The organism is Paraburkholderia sp. GAS199 (assembly GCF_050436585.1).
GTDB lineage: Bacteria > Pseudomonadota > Gammaproteobacteria > Burkholderiales > Burkholderiaceae > Paraburkholderia.
Map to the genome: position 1 here is coordinate 737,129 of NZ_JBNDMM010000003.1, position 17,882 is coordinate 755,010.

The following is a 17,882-nucleotide window of genomic DNA, read 5'->3' on the forward strand; positions in this document are numbered from 1 at the left end:
GGCTTGATTGTGCTTATGGGGTTGTGGCCGGCTCAAAGACGGACGCCAGCGCCGTCTTAACGATGCTAATCGCACGCCTGAAGAAAAAGATGGAGCGGTCATGGCGCAGATTCAATCGACTTAATGCCAGTTCTTCTTTCGCGCTTTAGGCTACTGGGGGCACTTCTAGAAATCGATTGTCGAAGAAGGGCGAGATTCCATGGCATACATAAAGGCGATGTCATTGCTCGGACCTGAAGGACGCATGCTCTCGGCGAAACTTCACTTCGGATATGCGTAGCTGCGAGTGGAAAATCGCCTTGGGTCGGCGTCGGAACTGATTTTGATTCGCAAGTCCTGAGAGTCGATGATCGGTGCAACGAAATTCACAGCACGACAGCCTGAGCTTGAATAGTCCCGTTACCGGGGTGATCACCGGTCGAGATCAGAAATCGAAAGAAGACCTCCCCTCACCTGCGCGACTGTCCTTCTTATGTGCGCAGGAATTGGCGGTCCTGCGAGCTTATTGCAAGGAAAGCGGAGATTCCCGTGTAGCTCGAGGTTCGTGCAGCGTACAAGGGGGGATGCGCGATCGCTTGCTCACCGTGCAGCCGCGTCGTTGCGCGATGTAAGGCGGGCTGTGGCGAAAACGCCAACCCTCTCGGTAGGAACCACGCTATCCCTGCGGCAAAATCCGCGTGTGCCGGTTCATGCGCCGGCACGCTTGCGTTGAAGCTGAAGTGCGTAAAGGCAGGGAAATTTTTTGACTCAATCGCTAAGCCACGGCGGTCTGGCGGTTACGAAGACCAACTTACACATCTGAGCACCATATCAATCCATATGGTGCCGCGTTTCATTGCGGCGCACCTAATCTTCGCATGGTCTAATCACTTCCTTTGGAGAGCGGCACGTTGAGTTCTTTCTGAGTTCTCGCGCTGGCCAAGGCGTTTTGCTTGACGGCAGCTCGACGACGATATGCAGATATGTGCATATGCGCGTATAGTCGCTATGTGCATTGGGATAGGCGGCGCAGCGGATTGCTCGGTTTGCAAAGCGCAACTCGAGCAAGCACGCTGAGTGACAGGTAACTATTGCGCCCAGTTTCTGCCGGCGGAATGACGTTTTTGTGGCCTGATGAGTCGGTGCGTTGTGATCCGACCATGAGTTTTCGGCCGAGCGGTTGACGCAAATCGATTTTATGAAGGACTCGAGATGTCAGACAAACCTGAAATCATACTTTGTGAACCGGTACGTACCGCCATTGGTGGCTACGGGGGGGCTTTCAAGGATTTCGCTGCGACCGAGCTTGGCGCCGCTGTAGTGCGCGAAGCGCTAGTTCGCGCTGGCAGCAGCGCTGAGCAGGTGTCTACTGTTGTGCTTGGCAACGTTATCCAAGCGGGCAATCGCATGAATCCGGCGCGCCAAGCGTCAGTGAATGGCGGTGTGCCAGTATCAGTGCCAGCGCTTACCGTCAACCGGGTTTGCGGTTCAGGAGCTCAAGCCTTACTAAATGCGGCGCAGGAAATCGCATTTGGCGCAGCTGACGTCGTCGTTGCAGGTGGAATGGAAAATATGGACCGTGCCCCGTATCTGCTGCCGAACGGCCGTTGGGGGGCACGTATGGGAAATGTCGAAATTCTTGACAGCATGCTGCATGACGGATTGGTTGATGCCTTCTCATCAGAGCATTCGGGCTGGCACACGGAAGATCTAGTATCGGCTCTGAATTTGACTCGAGAAGAGCAGGATCGTTGGGCCGAGCGTTCGCAGCAGCGGTTCGCCAGCGCGCAAGCAGCCGGCAAGTTCTCTGATGAAATCGTTTCGGTCGAAATCAAGGGGCGCAAGGGCATCGTCAAAGTGGATAAAGACGAGCATCCTCGCCCGGACACAACCTATGAGATGCTGTCGAAGCTCAGGCCTGCGTTCCGGAAGGACGGCACAATCACTGCAGGTAACGCACCTGGACTGAACAGCGGTGCGGCCGCTATGGTAGTGGCGAGCCGCTCGATTGCTGAGAAAAGGAACTTGAACGGTGTAGCACGTCTGGCCGGGTACGGACTTGCAGCGGTCGAACCCGGTATGTTTGGCCTTGGGCCTGTTCCCGCGATTGAGCAGGCGCTCGTACGAGCAGGGTGGTCGCTGGGTAACGTCGAACGCGTTGAAATTAACGAGGCCTTTGCGGCAGTTCCGCTAGCTGTTGCCAAGAAGCTTCATCTCGATCACGAGATCATCAATGTAGAAGGCGGAGCAATTGCGCACGGCCATCCAATCGGGGCAACCGGCGCCGTTTTAACAACCCGCCTTATTCATTCGATGCGTCGCGACGGACTAAAGCGCGGTCTTGTTTCCTTGTGCATTGGTGGTGGTCAAGGCATCGCGCTGGCAATCGAGCTGATCTAGTCTGTCATCGAACAAAAATCCGACTGCACCAGAACCAAGTCGGCTGGAATTCGATAGAACGCTGGAGGGGGCCGCTCAGGCTCTCCCGCTTCGCATTCGGCGAGCCCGGTTGAAAGTGGTACCCGAACAGGCTGATTCTTTACGTTCAGTAATGGTGGATGGTTCATGGCAACAATCTTTTGCTGCTATTCGTCCTTGTCCGGTGCAATTCCACCGCATATAAATTGTTGATCATGTCCGCAGATGAAGGATCAGTTGCGGCAAGCGCTGTTATTACCAACAATTCGACGGACGGAGATCGCGATGGGTAAAGAAGTTACGAGCAACTCGCTGGAGTTTTCTGGCATTCGGGTCGAGATCCGCACACCTGTCCCGTTCGACGATGTTCTGGGGCGTCTGAGGAAGCTTTGCGGGAAGACAACCGTTCCAGAAGTGGTCGCACTGGCCAAAGAGGATATAACAGAACAGCAGTACGTCAGTGAAGTGGAAAAGCGCTTCGTCGGGAAAAGCGGCTTCATGCTGTTTGGTGAAATTGATCACGGTGGCTGGATCGGCAAGTTCGGCATCAAGCGGCGCTCGCTGAGATGGATACTTGGAAACCCGCTTATTGCAATTACGATGATCCGGCACGACATCACTGCAGGACTCTTTGCACCAGTCGAGCTCCTCCTCACCGAGTCAGTCGATGACGATGGATGCTTCCTGACTTACGTCCGTCCGTCGTCGCTAATATTGATTGAGGAAAACGAAGAACTTGAAGCGGCGGCGCGAGCCTTGGACAAGAAATTCGAAGCGCTAGTCTCTGCAGCAACTAAAACAGTATAAAGGTCGCGCCGTCTTAGTCATGCATCTACCTTTTTTGCTTAGTGCTTGCGAATTACGAGCGCCATGGCCGCGACTAACGCGGAATACATGGTGGTGCATGATTCTGACCCGCGTCTTCCAGTGCGAACTGGCTGACGCTACCGCCTAAATGTTAATCAATTGATTGCATTCCAGCATTGTTAAAGATGTCCGCCTTGAATTCGTGGTCTCGGTCAGTCTTCGCAAAATATCGCGACCACGATGCGTGAGCCCATGGCTGGGCATGTCTCCTGCACACCTTAGTTCAATCAAGTCATACCTATGTCGGACGACAAGGTCGCAACTTGAGATGTCTGATCCTAAGTAACGCGTCAATTTCGTGTGTAGTAGGCATTGAATCTTTCCTTATTTGCACGACGTATCGCAGCCTTGGGGTTCACGAAGAATCTGAGCAAAGTCGCTGCCTTAGAAAATTGCTTGCGACGTTGAGCGGTCTTGGAAACTCGATGCATACCAGCCCATCCACCACTTCGCGTATCCGACTTTCTCGGCCGATGATGAGAATGTTTGATTGTTCACTGTGTTCAAAAACTGTATTCGATTGAGCTAAACGTGAAACACGATTACTAACGCCCTAAATCTTGCGGTAAAAAAAGCGTAACCGAGAATCGTAGACCTACATTTTCAATAGCAAGAAAGCCCTCGAGGTTGCCGCACCTCGAGGGGGCTAAAACCGTGGAGCTGTACGAGGAGACCGAGTGTGCCCCACGGGAAGGAGCAGGGTGCCATGCGCGCTCTAAGTGTCTTGGGAGCCCAAAGTCGCGGTGCCGTCACCAGTATAGGACTGGTCGAAAATATGTGCATTCATGATGTCAACGATTGGTCGCCTTCCGGCCTCGACAGGCCATGTATCTCGTCCGGAAATTTCAAACATCCAATTCTTTGCAAAGTCGAAAAACTCTAGGTGCATTGAAAGAAGTGAAGTTGTCGCCCTAGCTGTAGTATCGATTGTGGATCGAGGGTGCCGACGATTTCTTCGTAAGAAATCGTCACCTTGACTGCAGCAGAATGGGGAGCATGTCGAGCTACATAGCGATGGTGTCATTTGAAAAATTCAAGCTTAGACAGAGCACATAGCGGGACGAAAACTACCGTGCCATCCCGTAATGGGAGTGATATATCAAACGACGGACCGTCCAACGTGTTTCTATCCTGCCGTTGTGATCTTACCCGGGCATTCTGTCGACTTTGTCATACTGAGCGAGTGATGATCTGGGGTATCTGCATATGGTCCGTTGTTCAGTTGAGTGAGGAATTCGTTGTTTCAGATGGTTCACTTGCTCTCAGCGCCATATTAGTTGGGAAAATTATCTGGTTAGGTCTGGCGGTAGGAACCCTGTGCCGTAACAGGATCGCGCAACGTATCTTACCTTCATATGTCTAGTGAGCTTGTTTGCGATATCCTCAGCGCTCCTGCGCGAATACCAGGTTTCGATGCTGTTCTTCGTGCTGTCCTCCGTAGACTGCCTATTCAAGGGATTCTTTCTAGCAGCTCACGGCGCGAGTTTGTACTTGGTGCATCGCCGAAAAGTTTGCTAGGTATTGGTACCAAGTCATCCAGCCTTGGAGGTCCAAGTTGGAGGGTTTCGCATGGCGGACCTGCGCGCGTCTATCGAATTTGGTTCGTAGCTGTTGAAGATAGAGTTCGTCTCAGCTTAACCACGAGCGTGTACCGACGCTGTATAGTAAAAAGAAGAGAACTTCGCGTGAGGTGAGATGCAAACGTTCGTTCAAGTAGGAGTTTCCGTTAAGTGCGGTGCCGTGCATGCCGGCGAATCGTCGCAGATGCGCTGAATACCCAACTGATTGCGGACTGCAACGCGCTATCGCTGAGGAGGGCGCATTTTTCGTGCAAGGGGTCAATTAACGAAACCGCGCGGGCCTTGTGGCGCCACCGGTGAAGTGTGGCCTCTCTTCCGATGCTCTTCACACTGTGCAGGATTGAAAAATGGATTATCTGGAAACGGTCCGTACTTTTTTAAAAGTTGCTGAAGCCAAAGGCTTTACTCGAGCAGCCGACTTTTTGGGCACAACTACGCCTGTCGTTACGCGGCAGATAGCCGCGTTGGAGAAGCATCTTGGGGCTCGTCTCTTCCGTCGGTCTACGCGGCACATCACTTTGACAGAATCCGGACAAATTTTTTTAAGTCGTGCATCGATATTTGTGCGAGAGATTGAAGAGGCAGAGAACCTTGTGTCTATTGAACAGGGCGAGCCGTCTGGAACTTTGCGGATTGCGTTGCCGGTCGCTTTTGGGTTGTGCCACCTGAGTTCCATCCTCACGAAGTTCTCGGCAGAGTATCCGGGGGTTAGCCTACAGGTTATCCTTTCTGATGAACCAATAAAGCTGGTCGAGCAGGGTTTCGATGTTGCCATAGTCCCAGAGGATGAAGCATCGAGCTTGACGATTATTAAGCGACGATTCGGGTCGAGCTCGATGAAGCTAGTTGCATCTCCTGAATATCTTTCACGCCACTCACAACCAAAATCTCTTGATGAACTAGGTGAGCACGTGTTGCTGCTAGAGCCTGAAAAATGGGCTGATGAGCTTAAGCGTGTCGCGGATCATCCGGGGAAGGAAGTCATCCCGCGTAAGAAAGAAATCATCGTCAACAATCTGCACATGATTCGTCGGCTTGCAATTGACGGACATGGTATCGCAGCACTACCTGAGTTTCTAATTGGCGCAGACATCGAGGCGGGATGCCTCATCAATGTCATATCAGACGCGAAGATGCCAGTCGTGCATATGTGCCTCGCATTCGAAACACGACAGAACATGCCGCTTAAAATGCGCGCCTTCATTGACTTTATCGTAGGGCATTACCGTTTGTACGGACTTGAGATATCCGCTGAGCGTCACCCATCCCCTGCCCTAAGGGGGAATGCTAGGTCTTATCTGAAAATGGTTCACTCTCTAGGGAAATAGTCTGAATGGCGAAGTCCGTCGACGGCGTCAGAATCGTTAATCGAGCTCGTGCTTTTCTTGTGTTTGTGCCCAATGGCCAGGTGACGTTGACGACAAACTTATTTGCGCGGCTCTAACAGGTGATTGATATGATATTCATGTGCATGATGGAGTACCCGGCGGATAAGCGGGACCTGGTGCGGGTGCGGCCAGGGCATAGAGTCTACCTGCTAGGGCTGGTTGCGGATGGAAGGGCTATAGCCACCGGTTCTTTTGTACCTGACGACGACGGCGGTCTTTTCATCTACGAGGCCGCTTCCTTGCATGACGCGCAATCGTTGGTAGATCACGACCCGTACATAATTGAGAAAGTTGTGACGCGCTACATGCTGCGTGAGTTCGAGGTTCACGCGGTGAATCCACGTCTGCTCCGAGTGACAGGCTGAAATTATGCGGCGACATGCGCGAGGCGTCTTGTCATGATGTCCTCGCGTGTTCGGGCGTGCGAGACCATACAGCGCGAGCTCCGTCGATTTGCATGAAGCTAATTTAAGCCTTGCTGATTGACCGCTGGGAGCATTTCTGGATCAGTTGGCTGGGCCGCCGGTAACCACGTCGCACCGCCGGCCCACCTTGCTGCATTTCGTCGGATTCGCGTTCGTCGCGGTAAAATTTCACGTGGCAACTTTAAGGTCCGGATGAACCTTAAAAGATTGAAAAAGGGTGCAAAAATTTAAATTATTGTTATGGCTTATCAATATCTGGGCATGAGGCGATAGACGAAACTGAGGCGTGAATATTTGCCTTATCAACGACGCTTTTCCGCACTTGTTACAAGCGCCTCCACGAATTCGGACAGGTGCCATGGAATAACAATAGTATTGGTTTGGTCGTGGAAGAGGGCTACCCGTCAAGCTTCAGACAGGTGCGGCCTCTGGTCGAGATATTTAGCAATATTAATAACACAATCGCCGTAAAAAGTTCGGTACATTTCGCGTGTCACATATCCGATATGCGGAGTGGCGAGCACATTGTCCAGCGAGCGCAATGGATCTGTTAGTTCCAGGGGTTCGGTATCGAATACATCAACGGCGGCACCTGCGATCCGCTCGTTTCTCAACGCGGCAAGGAGAGCGTGGGCATCGACGATTGGTCCGCGTGATGTGTTGATTATCCGGCCTGAAGGCTTCATTCGGTCAAGCTCGGCTGCGCTGACCAGACCACGCGTGCGTTCGCTCAGACGGACATGAATCGACAAGAAATCCGACGCCGAAAATAGCGTGTCCTTGTCGACCAGCTGAGCGCCCACCGATTCCGCATGTTCGACTGTGAGGTTGTGGCTCCAGGCAATGATGTTCATTCCGAACGTGCGTCCAATGACACCAACTGCCGATCCGACGCGCCCAAGCCCAAGGAGCCCCAGTGTTTTTCCTGCCAGTTCCGTCCCGAGAGTGCGTTGCCAACCACCTTCGCGAACGGACCGATTTTCAATCGTGATATTACGTGCCATCGCGAGAATCATTGCCCACGTAAATTCGATGGTCGGCGTCGATGAGTACCCGGTATGCACCACCTCTACGTTGCGTTCAGCCGCCGCATCCATGTCGATCGAAGCATTGCCCGCACCGGTCGAGGCGATTAGCTTAAGGTTGGGCAGGCTCTCGATAATCGCCCGCGTTAGCGGTGTGCGCTCGCGCATCACACACAGCACTTCAAAAGGCGTCAGGCGCTCGATGAGTTGGTCGATGTCTGCAACGTGATCGCTGAAAACGGTGATTTCTGCGCCCTGTTCCAACGAGGACCAGTCAGCAAGCTCCAGAGCAACTTTCTGGTAGTCGTCAAGAATCGCAATACGTACGAGCGGCAAATTGGACATACGATGGCTCCTTCAGGCAGGACATGGAAACCGATGTGGCAGGCACAGCGTGGCGATGCCCATCCATAGGTCTATGGATACTGCGAAGGCGCCGGCTTTGCCGATTGCGCGGCTGCAGCTTTCCATGACTTTGGGTTCAGTTCGACAGTTTGCATTATGGGCCGATGTCGATCGCCTCGTCGTGCATCCGGCCGTAGATCACCTCTGAAATCTGCCAGATCTGTGCCTTGGAGGGAGTACCTTCGACGCTCCGCAGCAAATGTCACATAGCGTGCCATTTGGAAACCGAACGTTCCAAGAAGGTTGACGCCTACGCGACAGCCCAGCTGTCGCACAAAAACCGTGACAGGCGGATAAGGCCTGGAACACATGGCGATGCGAATTTCCGTCGCACTTCGTCGACCGACGTGACGACCTGATGAGAAATGTGTGTTTGACCACATTGCAGATTGAAGCGATAAACTAGATTCAGGTTCTTCGCATCCGAAAGCAAGAGAAGCCATATCAATGCCTGGTCCGTACTTGGAGACCTTGATGCGACGCTATCCCTTTTTGCTTTTCTTCTTCCTATGCGCAATTTGCCCGTCGTCGGAAGCTTTTTCGTTATTTCCGAAGGCTGCCCGGGTGAGCGACTCAAGGCGGCTGTACGTCTGGACTGCATCAAAGTGTCCGTCGGAACCGAGCCAGAATATCGTGCCGCTCCTGATACCAATTGTGATGGCGCTTGGAGCGGACGCAATTTCTGCTCTCGTCAGCGCTGCAACCGCTCCTATCTCTGCCGGAGCTGCAGCAGACAAGGCCGGCTATCAAGTCACAACAACGATGCCGCAATTCTATCTGCGTGTCGTTAAAAAAACGGGCGCCGACGGAAATTCGATCTTTAGCGTGATTTAGCCACGATGTTACGTGGTCGCCTATACGGCTCCCGTTTCCGCGTCTGTAGATTGGTGCAAGGATCCAGCATTTGGCACGTCAATGCACGACAGCTGCGTGAACGGGAAGTCGGAATTGGAGAATTTTTCTATCGCCCAAAACTTTCAGGTTGTCGACCCGTCTCCGGGCAACTCCAGTGGCCCTGTGCTCGATCCTTATCAGCCGCTAGCGGTTCCGGAGTTCTATGTCGAGATATCGCTCATGAATTCGGGATATGCCTCGGATTCAATCCAGATAGTCCGGCCAACGCCGATCGCCATGTTTTTCCACAGTCATAGCTCGGCAGCGCTTTCGAGAGAGGCCGGAAAAAGCACCTTCTGCTCACTTTGGACTTCTCGTCCCCAGTTCCTGGCGCGGATAGTTTCAAAAACGCCGGCGTGGCTCTCGACTTCAGCGCGATTACGCCTGGGCAGATCGATACCGTCTTCCTGAAAAATAACTCAACTGTTGGTTGGGCGATTCTTCCATACTTCAAGCCTCCCGAAGAAAAAAACCTAACTCTTGCTGATACGCCTACGGAATTTCCATACCTTCCTGTGAACATCAAGGCCAGCCTGCATGAGGTCGGTGACGAGAATGCCTTTCTGCAGGCTCTCTCTGCTGGATTTGCTTCGTCTTCAGCCGCCAGCGGTCTAAGCTCCGCGCTTGGTAATGCGCTACTACCGGGCAATTCGACGGCTCTGACAAACTCCGCAAATTTTCAATCGGCTCAATCGAAGTACTACGCTGCCATAGCAAGTTACAGAACTGCCTGTGGTACGTACGCGAAGTCGCGGAGCGCCATCGACAAAGCGACCGCGCAAGCGGACTACTACGCAGTCGGCGCAGCATGGTCGGCGCTGTCGGCGGCCGGCGCCGTAGCGGGAGAAAGCCCGGGTAAAGAGCAGGACAACCCATCTTGCTTCTGAGGTGGAGGAACAGGTCTATGCGACAACTGTCTGCTGTCAAGCTCCTAGTCGCCGGAACGTTGATGCCGTCTGTTTTCCTGTTTGCAATGAATGCATTCGGCGCAGACGACAAGATGCTCTTCTCCCTCGGTCGATCCATGTCAACAACACAGATTGACAACGGAACCTTTGGCAATCAACAGAGCACGTTGCATGGTCTAAGCCCCTACACTCCGGTGCTTTTCGTCTATAACGGCATTGCTGATCCAGCGCCGACATCGAATGTCTTGTTCGTTAAGGCTAGTCAGGGCGCATGCTCCGGGGTACTCAAACATGGAAACTGCGTCCTTACTGCTGCGCATTGCGCATGTAAATCGATAATTGGCGTGTACGCTGTCGGGCCAAAATCAAAAATGACGCTGCTGCAGCTGGCATCAGAGGCGATCCCCATGTGCGGCTGCAAGAAAGATACATATCCGCCATCACTACCCGACGTTGCCATCATGAAACTGAAAAATACTGACGGCCTCGCTCCGGCTGCGAAAATCGCGTCGTCGTCCGCTATAGATGGGGCTCTTACTGGCCTCTTTGTGTTTGGCTATGGAGAAAGCGACATCGGCGCGCGAAGCATGTCCACCGTAGGAACGCGGCGCTATGGAGGGGCCTTAACGGTGGCGACATCTCGACGCGACAAAAACGTTGGGACCAAGACCGACCACGAGTACTACGGGTGCAACAAAGGCACCGACATAGTCGCCTTCTCGTCGCGATATGATCAATGCGAGGGCGATAGCGGCGGCCCACTGTTCGATGGTCAGAAAGCAAACTCAAAAGTGCTTGCCCTCGCCGTTCGACAAGTCAGCGACCATGATGGTGAGACCGCGATCTGCGGATCGGGTGGCATTTATGTCAGGCTGGACGGCGAGGTCGGCGAATGGATTCAGAAAACCATGGATGGCCAGCTCATCAATCCGCCCAAAATCTGTCAGGCGGACCAACATTGACCGTTTGACGTCGGGCAATGCTACCTGGGGTGAGCCGAGGCACGCCCGAGCCGTGCCGCACGCACGTGATACCGTTCGACGTACTGAACCCGCAGCGTCTGTTTGACGGGGGCCCAGTCGGACCGATTTCAGCGCGCACGGCCGCCGAGTTGTGCGTTTAGCCAAGAACCTAGGTCAATGTTCGAATGCATTCGAGATTGTGAGGCACGAGCGTCATATATTTTAAATTTCGGGCCGTGCTTTGGCGTCCACTCCTGAATTTCAATAACCCTCATGGTCTTGCCTGGCGGTGGCAAGAGGTATTCGACAAGTCTGTTGGTCAGATCCTCATGGTGGCTGGTTACGACGACCTGACGGTAATACTCATCAGAGTTTGTGTATGCGAGTTGCCTCAGAATCCCAGCCGCCGGAATGAGCTGACCCATGTCGAGTGCGGTCGTGAAGTCGTCGAATCCAAGGAATGGCGCGGAGAGCTTGTCTCGCAATGCGTAATTCAGACATACGGACCAGCACACAGCGAGCTGCGTGCGTTGACCCGTTGAGAGGCCCCGGTACCCCGGTCCGTGCGCCGACACAAATTGATGGGAGCTTGCCTTGCCTTTGCCCGAGCCGGGCTGCAGTCGAATAGGCAGGAATTCTGTCGGGAAATGAAAGCGGGCGAGCAACCTGTTCAAGGTCACCAGTAAGATGCCAAGCTGCCGATCGTCAATTACTGAGGTCAGGCTGAAAATGCTTTCCTTGCCGAGCGCACGCTTTAAGGTTCTTTCTGCCTCAGTCATCAGCTTGTCGGCGGCCGTAAAATTCACTTTAGTAGCCGCCTTTGCTACCTGTTGATCAATCTCGCGCTCTGTTTCAGCCCATGCTGCGGCGGCTTTCGAAAGACGATGCAGTGAGCGGAAGTATTGGCTGAGGCCGGAACTCTTTTCCTGGCGGCTGGCGAGGACTTTCTCAACCCGCGAACCCAGTTCACCCACAGTAACTGCGCCGCGCGCCCAAGTCTGCTCGGATAGTGCGTGAATAATTTCACTTAGCCCTATTCGAGTGAGGAGCTGTTCCATCTTCGTACTTACGCGCGCCAGTTGGTCACTATAGCCGAACTCGCTTTCCTTCATCTTCTGGGCAAGGGGCGCAAGATACCTCAGCATAGGCCCGACTTCGTCATTCGTTTTCTTGAGCCAATCCTGAACGATGACGCTCTCTTTCTCGGAACCAAGTGGAGTGTCCTGCAGCGAAGCAAGCCATCGGGCAGAACGCTCAGGAAAACTATAGAGAAATGATCGCAAAGAATCGTCACCGTTCTCTATGATCGGGATACGACGCCTCAAGTCATTCTGCTCGTTGCGGAGTCTGGAAGCCTCCCTCTCCAGCTCGATGAGCCTTCGCTTGTAATTTGCGTTACCATCGCGTGTGGCCAGAATCACGGTTTCGTCATCAATGACAAAATCCGCATCGTTGGGAAGCGGGTTTTCCCAACGGATCGGGAGATGCGTGGGGCCGCGTTGAAGCGCCGCAAGCTGTAGAGGGGTTGCGGAAGTGGACTGGTAGTCTGGCTTATGTCTTTCTTCTGCCTGGTTGCGGAGTTGGTCCAGCGCCACAGAGATGGACAGGAGCAGATCGGCCGGATTATCGCTGAATGCACCATCGTCGAGTGCAAAATCACCCGCTGTGTCGGCCTGCAGCACTTTCAGAATGTTTCGCAACTGGCTTTGCCAATGGTTGGTCAGGTTCCCACCCTGCAGGAGCAGGTTTTGCTCGCCGCGAACGTGCGGAGCCCAAGACTCGCCGCCTTCCATGTACTCAGGCAATTCTTTTCGCGCAAGCTCAAATTCCTGTGCTGCCTGACGACGGCTAATCTCTACATCAAAGTCGCGGACGACCAGATTTTTCTTCGCTTCGGTCAAGTCGCCCTGCGCAGTCTCCAACGCGAGTTTGATTTCATCCCACAACCGGGAGCTTGGTGAAACGATCTTCAGAATATCGTCAGAATTCTCCGGAGTGGCAAGTCCCTCGGGGAAGAAAAAGTGTGCGCGTTCGAGAAGGTCGCCCTGAAGTCTCGCTGCAGGTAATGACGACAAGGAAATCGTGGCTGGAGTTATTCCTCCCATCGCGACAGAGCCTTCAGTGCAGCCTTTGGTTAAAGCGTCCCCCATCTCCATAAGTAATTGGGTCCGGCCATTCAGAAGCAGATCAAGCGCGAGAAGGATGCTAGTCTTGCCAACCCCGTTCTTTCCTGAAATCAGGACTAGGTCGGCGTCGAGGTCAAGCGTATGTTTGCCCGCGAACCCCCGAAAGTTTTCGAGGGTGAGTTCACTGATTGGTCTCGTCATCACTCAGCGCCTCCCGTCTGATTGTTACTTGCAGACGTCAATAGTTGTTCCGCAGGGGTCACGACGTCGTACCTGAGCCATTCAGAGACGCCACGCTGCGCCACAGTTGTTCCCAAGGGATCGCCGGCACGCATGCCACCTTCGTCATATGCTTTCAGGACCCGCAAGCCGAGCCGGCGCGTCAATGCTGCCCGCTCCGGCTCCTCCTCAACCCGGAGCGCAACCGCCTCAAGATATTCACGGTCTGTCAAGTTCCGAAGTTTGTATGGGTGAACGTGCATGGCAGTCGCATCGGTAAGCAGGGACGTGAGTGTCTCAGCGTCCGCGATTTTTGCCCCACCGAAACGGTCGGTAGTAAACGGTTGAATGGAAAAGGCTCCACGCAGCCAGTCCTGATTCCCAGCCATCTCGTGCCACTTTGGGTAACTCGACTCGTCGCACTCCACCAGTAGCGTGAGTGGCGTTTGATGTCCGTAGGCGGATAGCGCGTCACCTAGATCGCAAAGTTCGTCACGCAACATCCCCAGTTTCTGTTCGTCGAGTTCGCCATATTCATCGGCAATTTCGTTGCCGATTGATTGCGCGTCCACGACAATCATGATTGGAGAAATATAAAGCCTTATCCAGGTTACCCAGTCATGAGGGCGCAGCGCTACCTTACCGACGTCTGTTTCCAGCGTCTCGTCTGACAGGGAATAAGTGGTGGTAACTTCGTGGGACGGATCCATTCATGTCCTCAATTCGAAATTTGGGTTTCGCCGAATACTCGTGTTGAGTCTTCGGCGATATTTGGTCGGGAATGATATGGCATCCGCCAGGCAGTCTGCTACCTCTAGGATTGAGACAGCTCGCGTTGAAGTAGGGAAGAGGGCGCGCCAGTCGACCCGCGTGACCACGACTGGAACAATCCGTGAACCTTCTCTGAGGTAGGTGCGCCGCTCTCCCAACTGGCGCGGCGTTGCTCCCGCCAAACCAATGACCAGTTCGAGTCGTTGAACGGTGGCCGACCCAAAGGAGGTATTTTCAAACTGACGAACACCAGGCTGGGTATTGCGACTGATATAGAAGCTTGCCGCTCCACCAACGCCTGTAGACCGGACTTCAATCCGTGCTTCTTCCGAAAAACTTACGTCGGGCCATATCTGGTCATTTAAATCACCGGCAGCTGCGCTGGTATCTGATGCACGGCCTCGAATCATCTGCAGCAACTCGAATACAAGTGCCATCTCTGCTGTGAGGCTGCTATGGTCGTTGATCGCGCAATATTTCGTGGGCTCTGTTGAGCCAAGCTGCATATGGGTCAGACAGCGCGTCAGCCAGGGACGGCGTACTACGGCGGCTCCGACAAACGGTTCTAGGGAAACCAGCCAATGAGGGGAGTCTGCCGGGTTCGACAGTTGGCGCTCGATGCGGTCTTCGATCCGGGCGGCGAGCAGGACGAGCAGCTTATCTGCATCGGGTACGGCCGCTGTGAACGCGGCGTTCTGGCTGATTGCAGCCGCGCGCAATTTTTTCGATACAAGGCGCGAGTAGACAGTCTGAAATATGTCGCGCCACAGCTCATCGGCTGGCAGGCAGTCCGGAAGCGTCTCCGGCGCGTCGAAGGACACGCGCGGTTTCGCTCGCTGGTACGGACCGAGCACAAGGTCAACGCCCTTTGTGGGGATGCCGGACCACCACGTGGAAAAGCCGTAGACCAGCTGCATCTGCTGGAAGCTGGGATTGTGCCCGTAGGTCGTAACGACCGGGGCGTTCGCTGCCGCGTAAAGTGGTTGCGACTGGCTGTCTGCTCGAATGCCAAGTCCAGAAAATTCCTCGATAACCTGTTGCAGTGTGTGAACGACTTGTGGCTCGTCACTTCCGAAGCCGATGGTCACGAGGGCAGCGCTACGTACCTTGGTTCGGAAAAAATCCGCTGCCCACTTTCGCTTCCTCCAGTCCTGAAGTTGAGATGCGGTCAACAAGATATCTACTGCATGCGCGCCACACTCGCTGAGCTGCGCCGCACAACCGTTAATCTTGTAGGCTTTCAAAATGTGAGGCGTGTCTTCGCCCGGACGCCACTCGGCATTGAGTGCCGCGCTTTCTGCAAAAGTATCCAGATCGTATACCCGGCGGACGAACTCATTAGATACCAGATCGTGCGAACCCGGCCATGTGTTGAGATACGCGCGCTCGAGATTGCAGTCGTAGTTGGTCGTCACCAGTTCCGAGATCAAGCCTTCGCGGACCAGGAAGGCCAGGTAATAGTGTGCAGGCGTCGGGTCGAGGTCCGCGAAATCACGGATTTGAAGTATGCGAGCGAGTTCGCAGTAGGCTTCGTCAGTACTTTGCGGATATTCCCAAAGGTATGCCTCGCAGCACTTGGTCAATTCGCTTCTACATTTCGCTTGCCGCAAGTCGCAGAGTGCGCAAGTTAGGCTCGGATGGCGGTGAAGCTCACGCTCTAGCTTTGACAAGACCTGTGAAAAGTCGTTCGCACACTTCACGCAGATGTCGAGGGGGGCATCCGATGCGGCCACGAGCCTCTCCAGGCGCAAATCCAGCGTCGCTTTGACGACCTTCTGAACCATTACAGAAACTTTGTGCCCGTCCCAAAAATCCCCACGCAGAGTCGATCCCATCGAAATTCCCGCTCCAATGAGCGGTACGCATCTGCGGTGCAGTATTCGATCCACGACGTATCCAAAGGCACTACTAGCCGTGTTGTTCATTGAGTCTGAGAGAGTTGGTCGTTACGCCTCATGTGAGATGCAAGGACGTATGTGGCAGGCTGGTCCGGCCCATTATGATAGCGGCGAAATTCTCATTTTGGCATGGTTATGCGAGGCTTTTTATTCGTGCGATTCAGCCCGCATGGACGCGGTCGGTACCGCACCAGACGTATGGAGGGGAGCGCCTCAAGATGTCGCTGTGAACGCAGGCAATGACGAATCACGTCGGCGTTTAGTCACGTTTTGGCTTGAAAGATGTCTTGCGTTCAGTCGCAAGCAGGACGTCGCCTTCAGTGTGGGCCTCGGTTGCCACATGGAACGAAAAAGAGCCGACCTTTTTGAGGTCGGCTGGAAAGTCTCTGGCTCCGTTCCGAGGGCGTCTGCGGAGACCTGAGAGGCGCACATTCTGCCGCGCGATGCCTCACAAGGGCACGCAAATCACTTGTACTGGTCAACGAATGGCAGACACAGCATTCCCGCGAGTTTCCGAATGAGCGTCGTCACGTGTTGTTCTTTAAAGCTAGCCGCGTTGCTTGCCGGTAAAGTTCGATAGCGTGCTTTTAAGCCTGCGAGAACGGATTCGTTGCCGAGAATGCTTCCAGTGTCATGGCACGATCGGCGAGGCCCGCAATCTTTGGGAAGGCACTCGCATTGACGGAGTCAGACATCAGGCCGAGTGACGCGGTTTGATAGGCGATCACCACCATGATGTCCGCCTGGGACAGGGTGTCCCCGACCAGCCAGCTCTTGCCAACCTGCGCCTCGATCATCTTGAAACCCGCCAATGCCTGCTTGCCCAGCGATTCGGTAACCGACTGGATTTGATGCTCGGATGGACGAAGCGACTCGTCGTAGATATCGCCGAGTTTTCCGTAGATTGCCGATCCGATACCTACGAACTGAAGCGCATCGCGGCGCTCGGCGCCGCTCTTTGCCAGCAGCGCGCGTTCCGGGCCGACAACCTCGTGAAGGAAGTCGATGATGCTGCTGCTGTCATACATGATCGTGCCGTCATCCAGCACAAGAGCCGGAACCTTCACCATGGGGCTGAACGGACGGATAAGTTCCTGCTGCTGATAGGCATGATAAGAAAGGTGCTCAAATGGCATGCCAAGCAACTTCAGGGTGATGCCAACCCGGCGGGTATAGCCTGAAAACCACGGACCAATAAGCTTCATTTTCATTCCTTGAACGTTAGGGGATTGAGGTGCTGCCGATCAGAAAGTTTCCTTGAAGGGGCGCAGGTCGAGTTCATGCGTCCAGGCGGACCGATGCTGGCGATGCAGCGTCCAGAACGCGTCAGCGATTGCCTCGATATCAAGTAATCCATCTTCACCCTTATGCTTGATCAGGTCGGCAAACCGTGTGTGAACACGCTCCCCGTCGATGCCGCCGTCGATGACGACATGTGCGACATGCAGGCCAAGTGGGCCGAACTCACGAGCCATGCTTTGAGCGAGCATCCGCAAGCCGGCCTTGCTTGAGGAAAAGTGGGCGTACTTCGGCATACCTCTCAGCGCACCGGTTGCTCCACTGAAGAGAATCGACCCCCGCTCGAGCGGTGCGAAGCGCCGCGCTGCTTCACGGCCAACGAGGAAGCCGCCAAAACAGTTGAGTCTCCAGAAAGACTCGAAGACTTCCGCTTCCATCGTTCGAAAGTCGAGAGGTTGGTTGTTGCCAGCGTTGTATGCCACGAGATCTGCGGCGCCACCATTCTCGTCAACAGTCATCGCGACGTCGAACAAGCGGATTACGTCCGCCTCTTGCGTTACGTCCATCACGACTGCGCTGGCTGAACCTCCTGCCACCGTGATGGTTTCGCAGACCCGGTCAATTTTTTCCTTCGTCCGACCGGCCACGACAACGTGGCGTCCTTCTGCGGCGAATCGGCGGGCAAGTCCTGCGCCCAATCCGTTCTCCGGTCCAACGCCGATAACCAGCGCTTTCGGTTGGCGGTTTGAATTTTCCTGTGCAATCGTAGACACAATAA

General features: G+C 54.2%; 13 protein-coding genes. 7 read left to right on the top strand and 6 right to left on the bottom strand.

All coding sequences use genetic code 11. The features are described 5' to 3' along the window. The first annotated feature begins 1,191 nt into the window (after positions 1-1,191). The 4 genes from P3T18_RS14950 (at position 1,192) to P3T18_RS14965 (ending at position 6,597) form a co-directional block, all read left to right on the top strand. Positions 1,192-2,379 carry an acetyl-CoA C-acetyltransferase gene (locus P3T18_RS14950; protein ID WP_429300690.1) on the top strand — a complete coding sequence of 396 codons (1,188 nt, stop codon included), beginning with the start codon at positions 1,192-1,194 and terminating at the stop codon, positions 2,377-2,379. Positions 2,380-2,682: 303 nt separating this feature from the next. After that, the gene (locus tag P3T18_RS14955; RefSeq protein WP_429300691.1) at positions 2,683-3,204 is read left to right on the top strand and encodes a DUF302 domain-containing protein; all 522 of its coding nucleotides are present in this window, start codon (positions 2,683-2,685) and stop codon (positions 3,202-3,204) included. Positions 3,205-5,191: 1,987 nt separating this feature from the next. After that, entirely contained in the window at positions 5,192-6,172 is a 981-nt protein-coding gene (locus P3T18_RS14960; protein ID WP_429300692.1) for a LysR family transcriptional regulator, read from the top strand. Positions 6,173-6,309: 137 nt separating this feature from the next. Beyond that, positions 6,310-6,597: a YciI family protein gene (locus P3T18_RS14965; RefSeq protein WP_429301105.1), complete on the top strand. Its 288-nt coding sequence runs from the start codon at positions 6,310-6,312 to the stop codon at positions 6,595-6,597. 464 nt (positions 6,598-7,061) lie between these two features. Here the strand turns inward: P3T18_RS14965 and P3T18_RS14970 are convergent, their stop codons facing one another. Then, positions 7,062-8,027, bottom strand: a complete 966-nt coding sequence (locus P3T18_RS14970; RefSeq protein WP_429300693.1) for a D-2-hydroxyacid dehydrogenase family protein — start codon at positions 8,025-8,027, stop codon at positions 7,062-7,064. Between the two features lie 534 nt (positions 8,028-8,561). Between P3T18_RS14970 and P3T18_RS14975 the strand changes: the two genes are divergently transcribed. The 3 genes from P3T18_RS14975 (at position 8,562) to P3T18_RS14985 (ending at position 10,851) form a co-directional block, all read left to right on the top strand. Further along, positions 8,562-8,921 (top strand): hypothetical protein, encoded by a 360-nt coding sequence (locus tag P3T18_RS14975; RefSeq protein WP_429300694.1) that lies wholly within the window; start codon positions 8,562-8,564, stop codon positions 8,919-8,921. Between the two features lie 416 nt (positions 8,922-9,337). After that, positions 9,338-9,868 (top strand): hypothetical protein, encoded by a 531-nt coding sequence (locus P3T18_RS14980; protein WP_429300695.1) that lies wholly within the window; start codon positions 9,338-9,340, stop codon positions 9,866-9,868. A 17-nt stretch (positions 9,869-9,885) separates the two neighbouring features. Beyond that, positions 9,886-10,851, top strand: coding sequence for a trypsin-like serine protease (locus P3T18_RS14985; RefSeq protein WP_429300696.1), 966 nt, complete (start codon positions 9,886-9,888; stop codon positions 10,849-10,851). Between the two features lie 128 nt (positions 10,852-10,979). Here P3T18_RS14985 and P3T18_RS14990 read toward each other — a convergent pair whose 3' ends face one another. The 5 genes from P3T18_RS14990 to P3T18_RS15010 form a co-directional block, all read right to left on the bottom strand. Beyond that, positions 10,980-13,178, bottom strand: coding sequence for an AAA family ATPase (locus P3T18_RS14990; protein WP_429300697.1), 2,199 nt, complete (start codon positions 13,176-13,178; stop codon positions 10,980-10,982). Further along, positions 13,178-13,906, bottom strand: a complete 729-nt coding sequence (locus P3T18_RS14995) for a hypothetical protein (RefSeq protein WP_429300698.1) — start codon at positions 13,904-13,906, stop codon at positions 13,178-13,180. Before P3T18_RS14995 ends, P3T18_RS14990 begins: the two co-directional genes overlap by 1 nt. Next, complete coding sequence (locus tag P3T18_RS15000) at positions 13,907-15,802, bottom strand: SIR2 family protein (protein ID WP_429300699.1); 1,896 nt, start codon at positions 15,800-15,802, stop codon at positions 13,907-13,909. It abuts the gene before it with no gap. A gap of 650 nt (positions 15,803-16,452) precedes the next feature. Beyond that, positions 16,453-17,070: a glutathione S-transferase family protein gene (locus P3T18_RS15005; protein ID WP_429300700.1), complete on the bottom strand. Its 618-nt coding sequence runs from the start codon at positions 17,068-17,070 to the stop codon at positions 16,453-16,455. A 39-nt stretch (positions 17,071-17,109) separates the two neighbouring features. Beyond that, the gene (locus P3T18_RS15010) at positions 17,110-17,877 is read right to left on the bottom strand and encodes an SDR family NAD(P)-dependent oxidoreductase (protein WP_429300701.1); all 768 of its coding nucleotides are present in this window, start codon (positions 17,875-17,877) and stop codon (positions 17,110-17,112) included. Positions 17,878-17,882: the final 5 nt, after the last annotated feature.

Coding starts and splice junctions, on each gene's coding strand:
- P3T18_RS14950 (WP_429300690.1), top strand. CDS start 1,192: ATGTCAGACAAACCTGAAATCATACTTTGTGAACCGGTACGTACCGCC.
- P3T18_RS14955 (WP_429300691.1), top strand. CDS start 2,683: ATGGGTAAAGAAGTTACGAGCAACTCGCTGGAGTTTTCTGGCATTCGG.
- P3T18_RS14960 (WP_429300692.1), top strand. CDS start 5,192: ATGGATTATCTGGAAACGGTCCGTACTTTTTTAAAAGTTGCTGAAGCC.
- P3T18_RS14965 (WP_429301105.1), top strand. CDS start 6,310: ATGTGCATGATGGAGTACCCGGCGGATAAGCGGGACCTGGTGCGGGTG.
- P3T18_RS14970 (WP_429300693.1), bottom strand. CDS start 8,027: ATGTCCAATTTGCCGCTCGTACGTATTGCGATTCTTGACGACTACCAG.
- P3T18_RS14975 (WP_429300694.1), top strand. CDS start 8,562: ATGCGACGCTATCCCTTTTTGCTTTTCTTCTTCCTATGCGCAATTTGC.
- P3T18_RS14985 (WP_429300696.1), top strand. CDS start 9,886: ATGCGACAACTGTCTGCTGTCAAGCTCCTAGTCGCCGGAACGTTGATG.
- P3T18_RS14990 (WP_429300697.1), bottom strand. CDS start 13,178: ATGACGAGACCAATCAGTGAACTCACCCTCGAAAACTTTCGGGGGTTC.
- P3T18_RS14995 (WP_429300698.1), bottom strand. CDS start 13,906: ATGGATCCGTCCCACGAAGTTACCACCACTTATTCCCTGTCAGACGAG.
- P3T18_RS15000 (WP_429300699.1), bottom strand. CDS start 15,802: ATGGGATCGACTCTGCGTGGGGATTTTTGGGACGGGCACAAAGTTTCT.
- P3T18_RS15005 (WP_429300700.1), bottom strand. CDS start 17,070: ATGAAGCTTATTGGTCCGTGGTTTTCAGGCTATACCCGCCGGGTTGGC.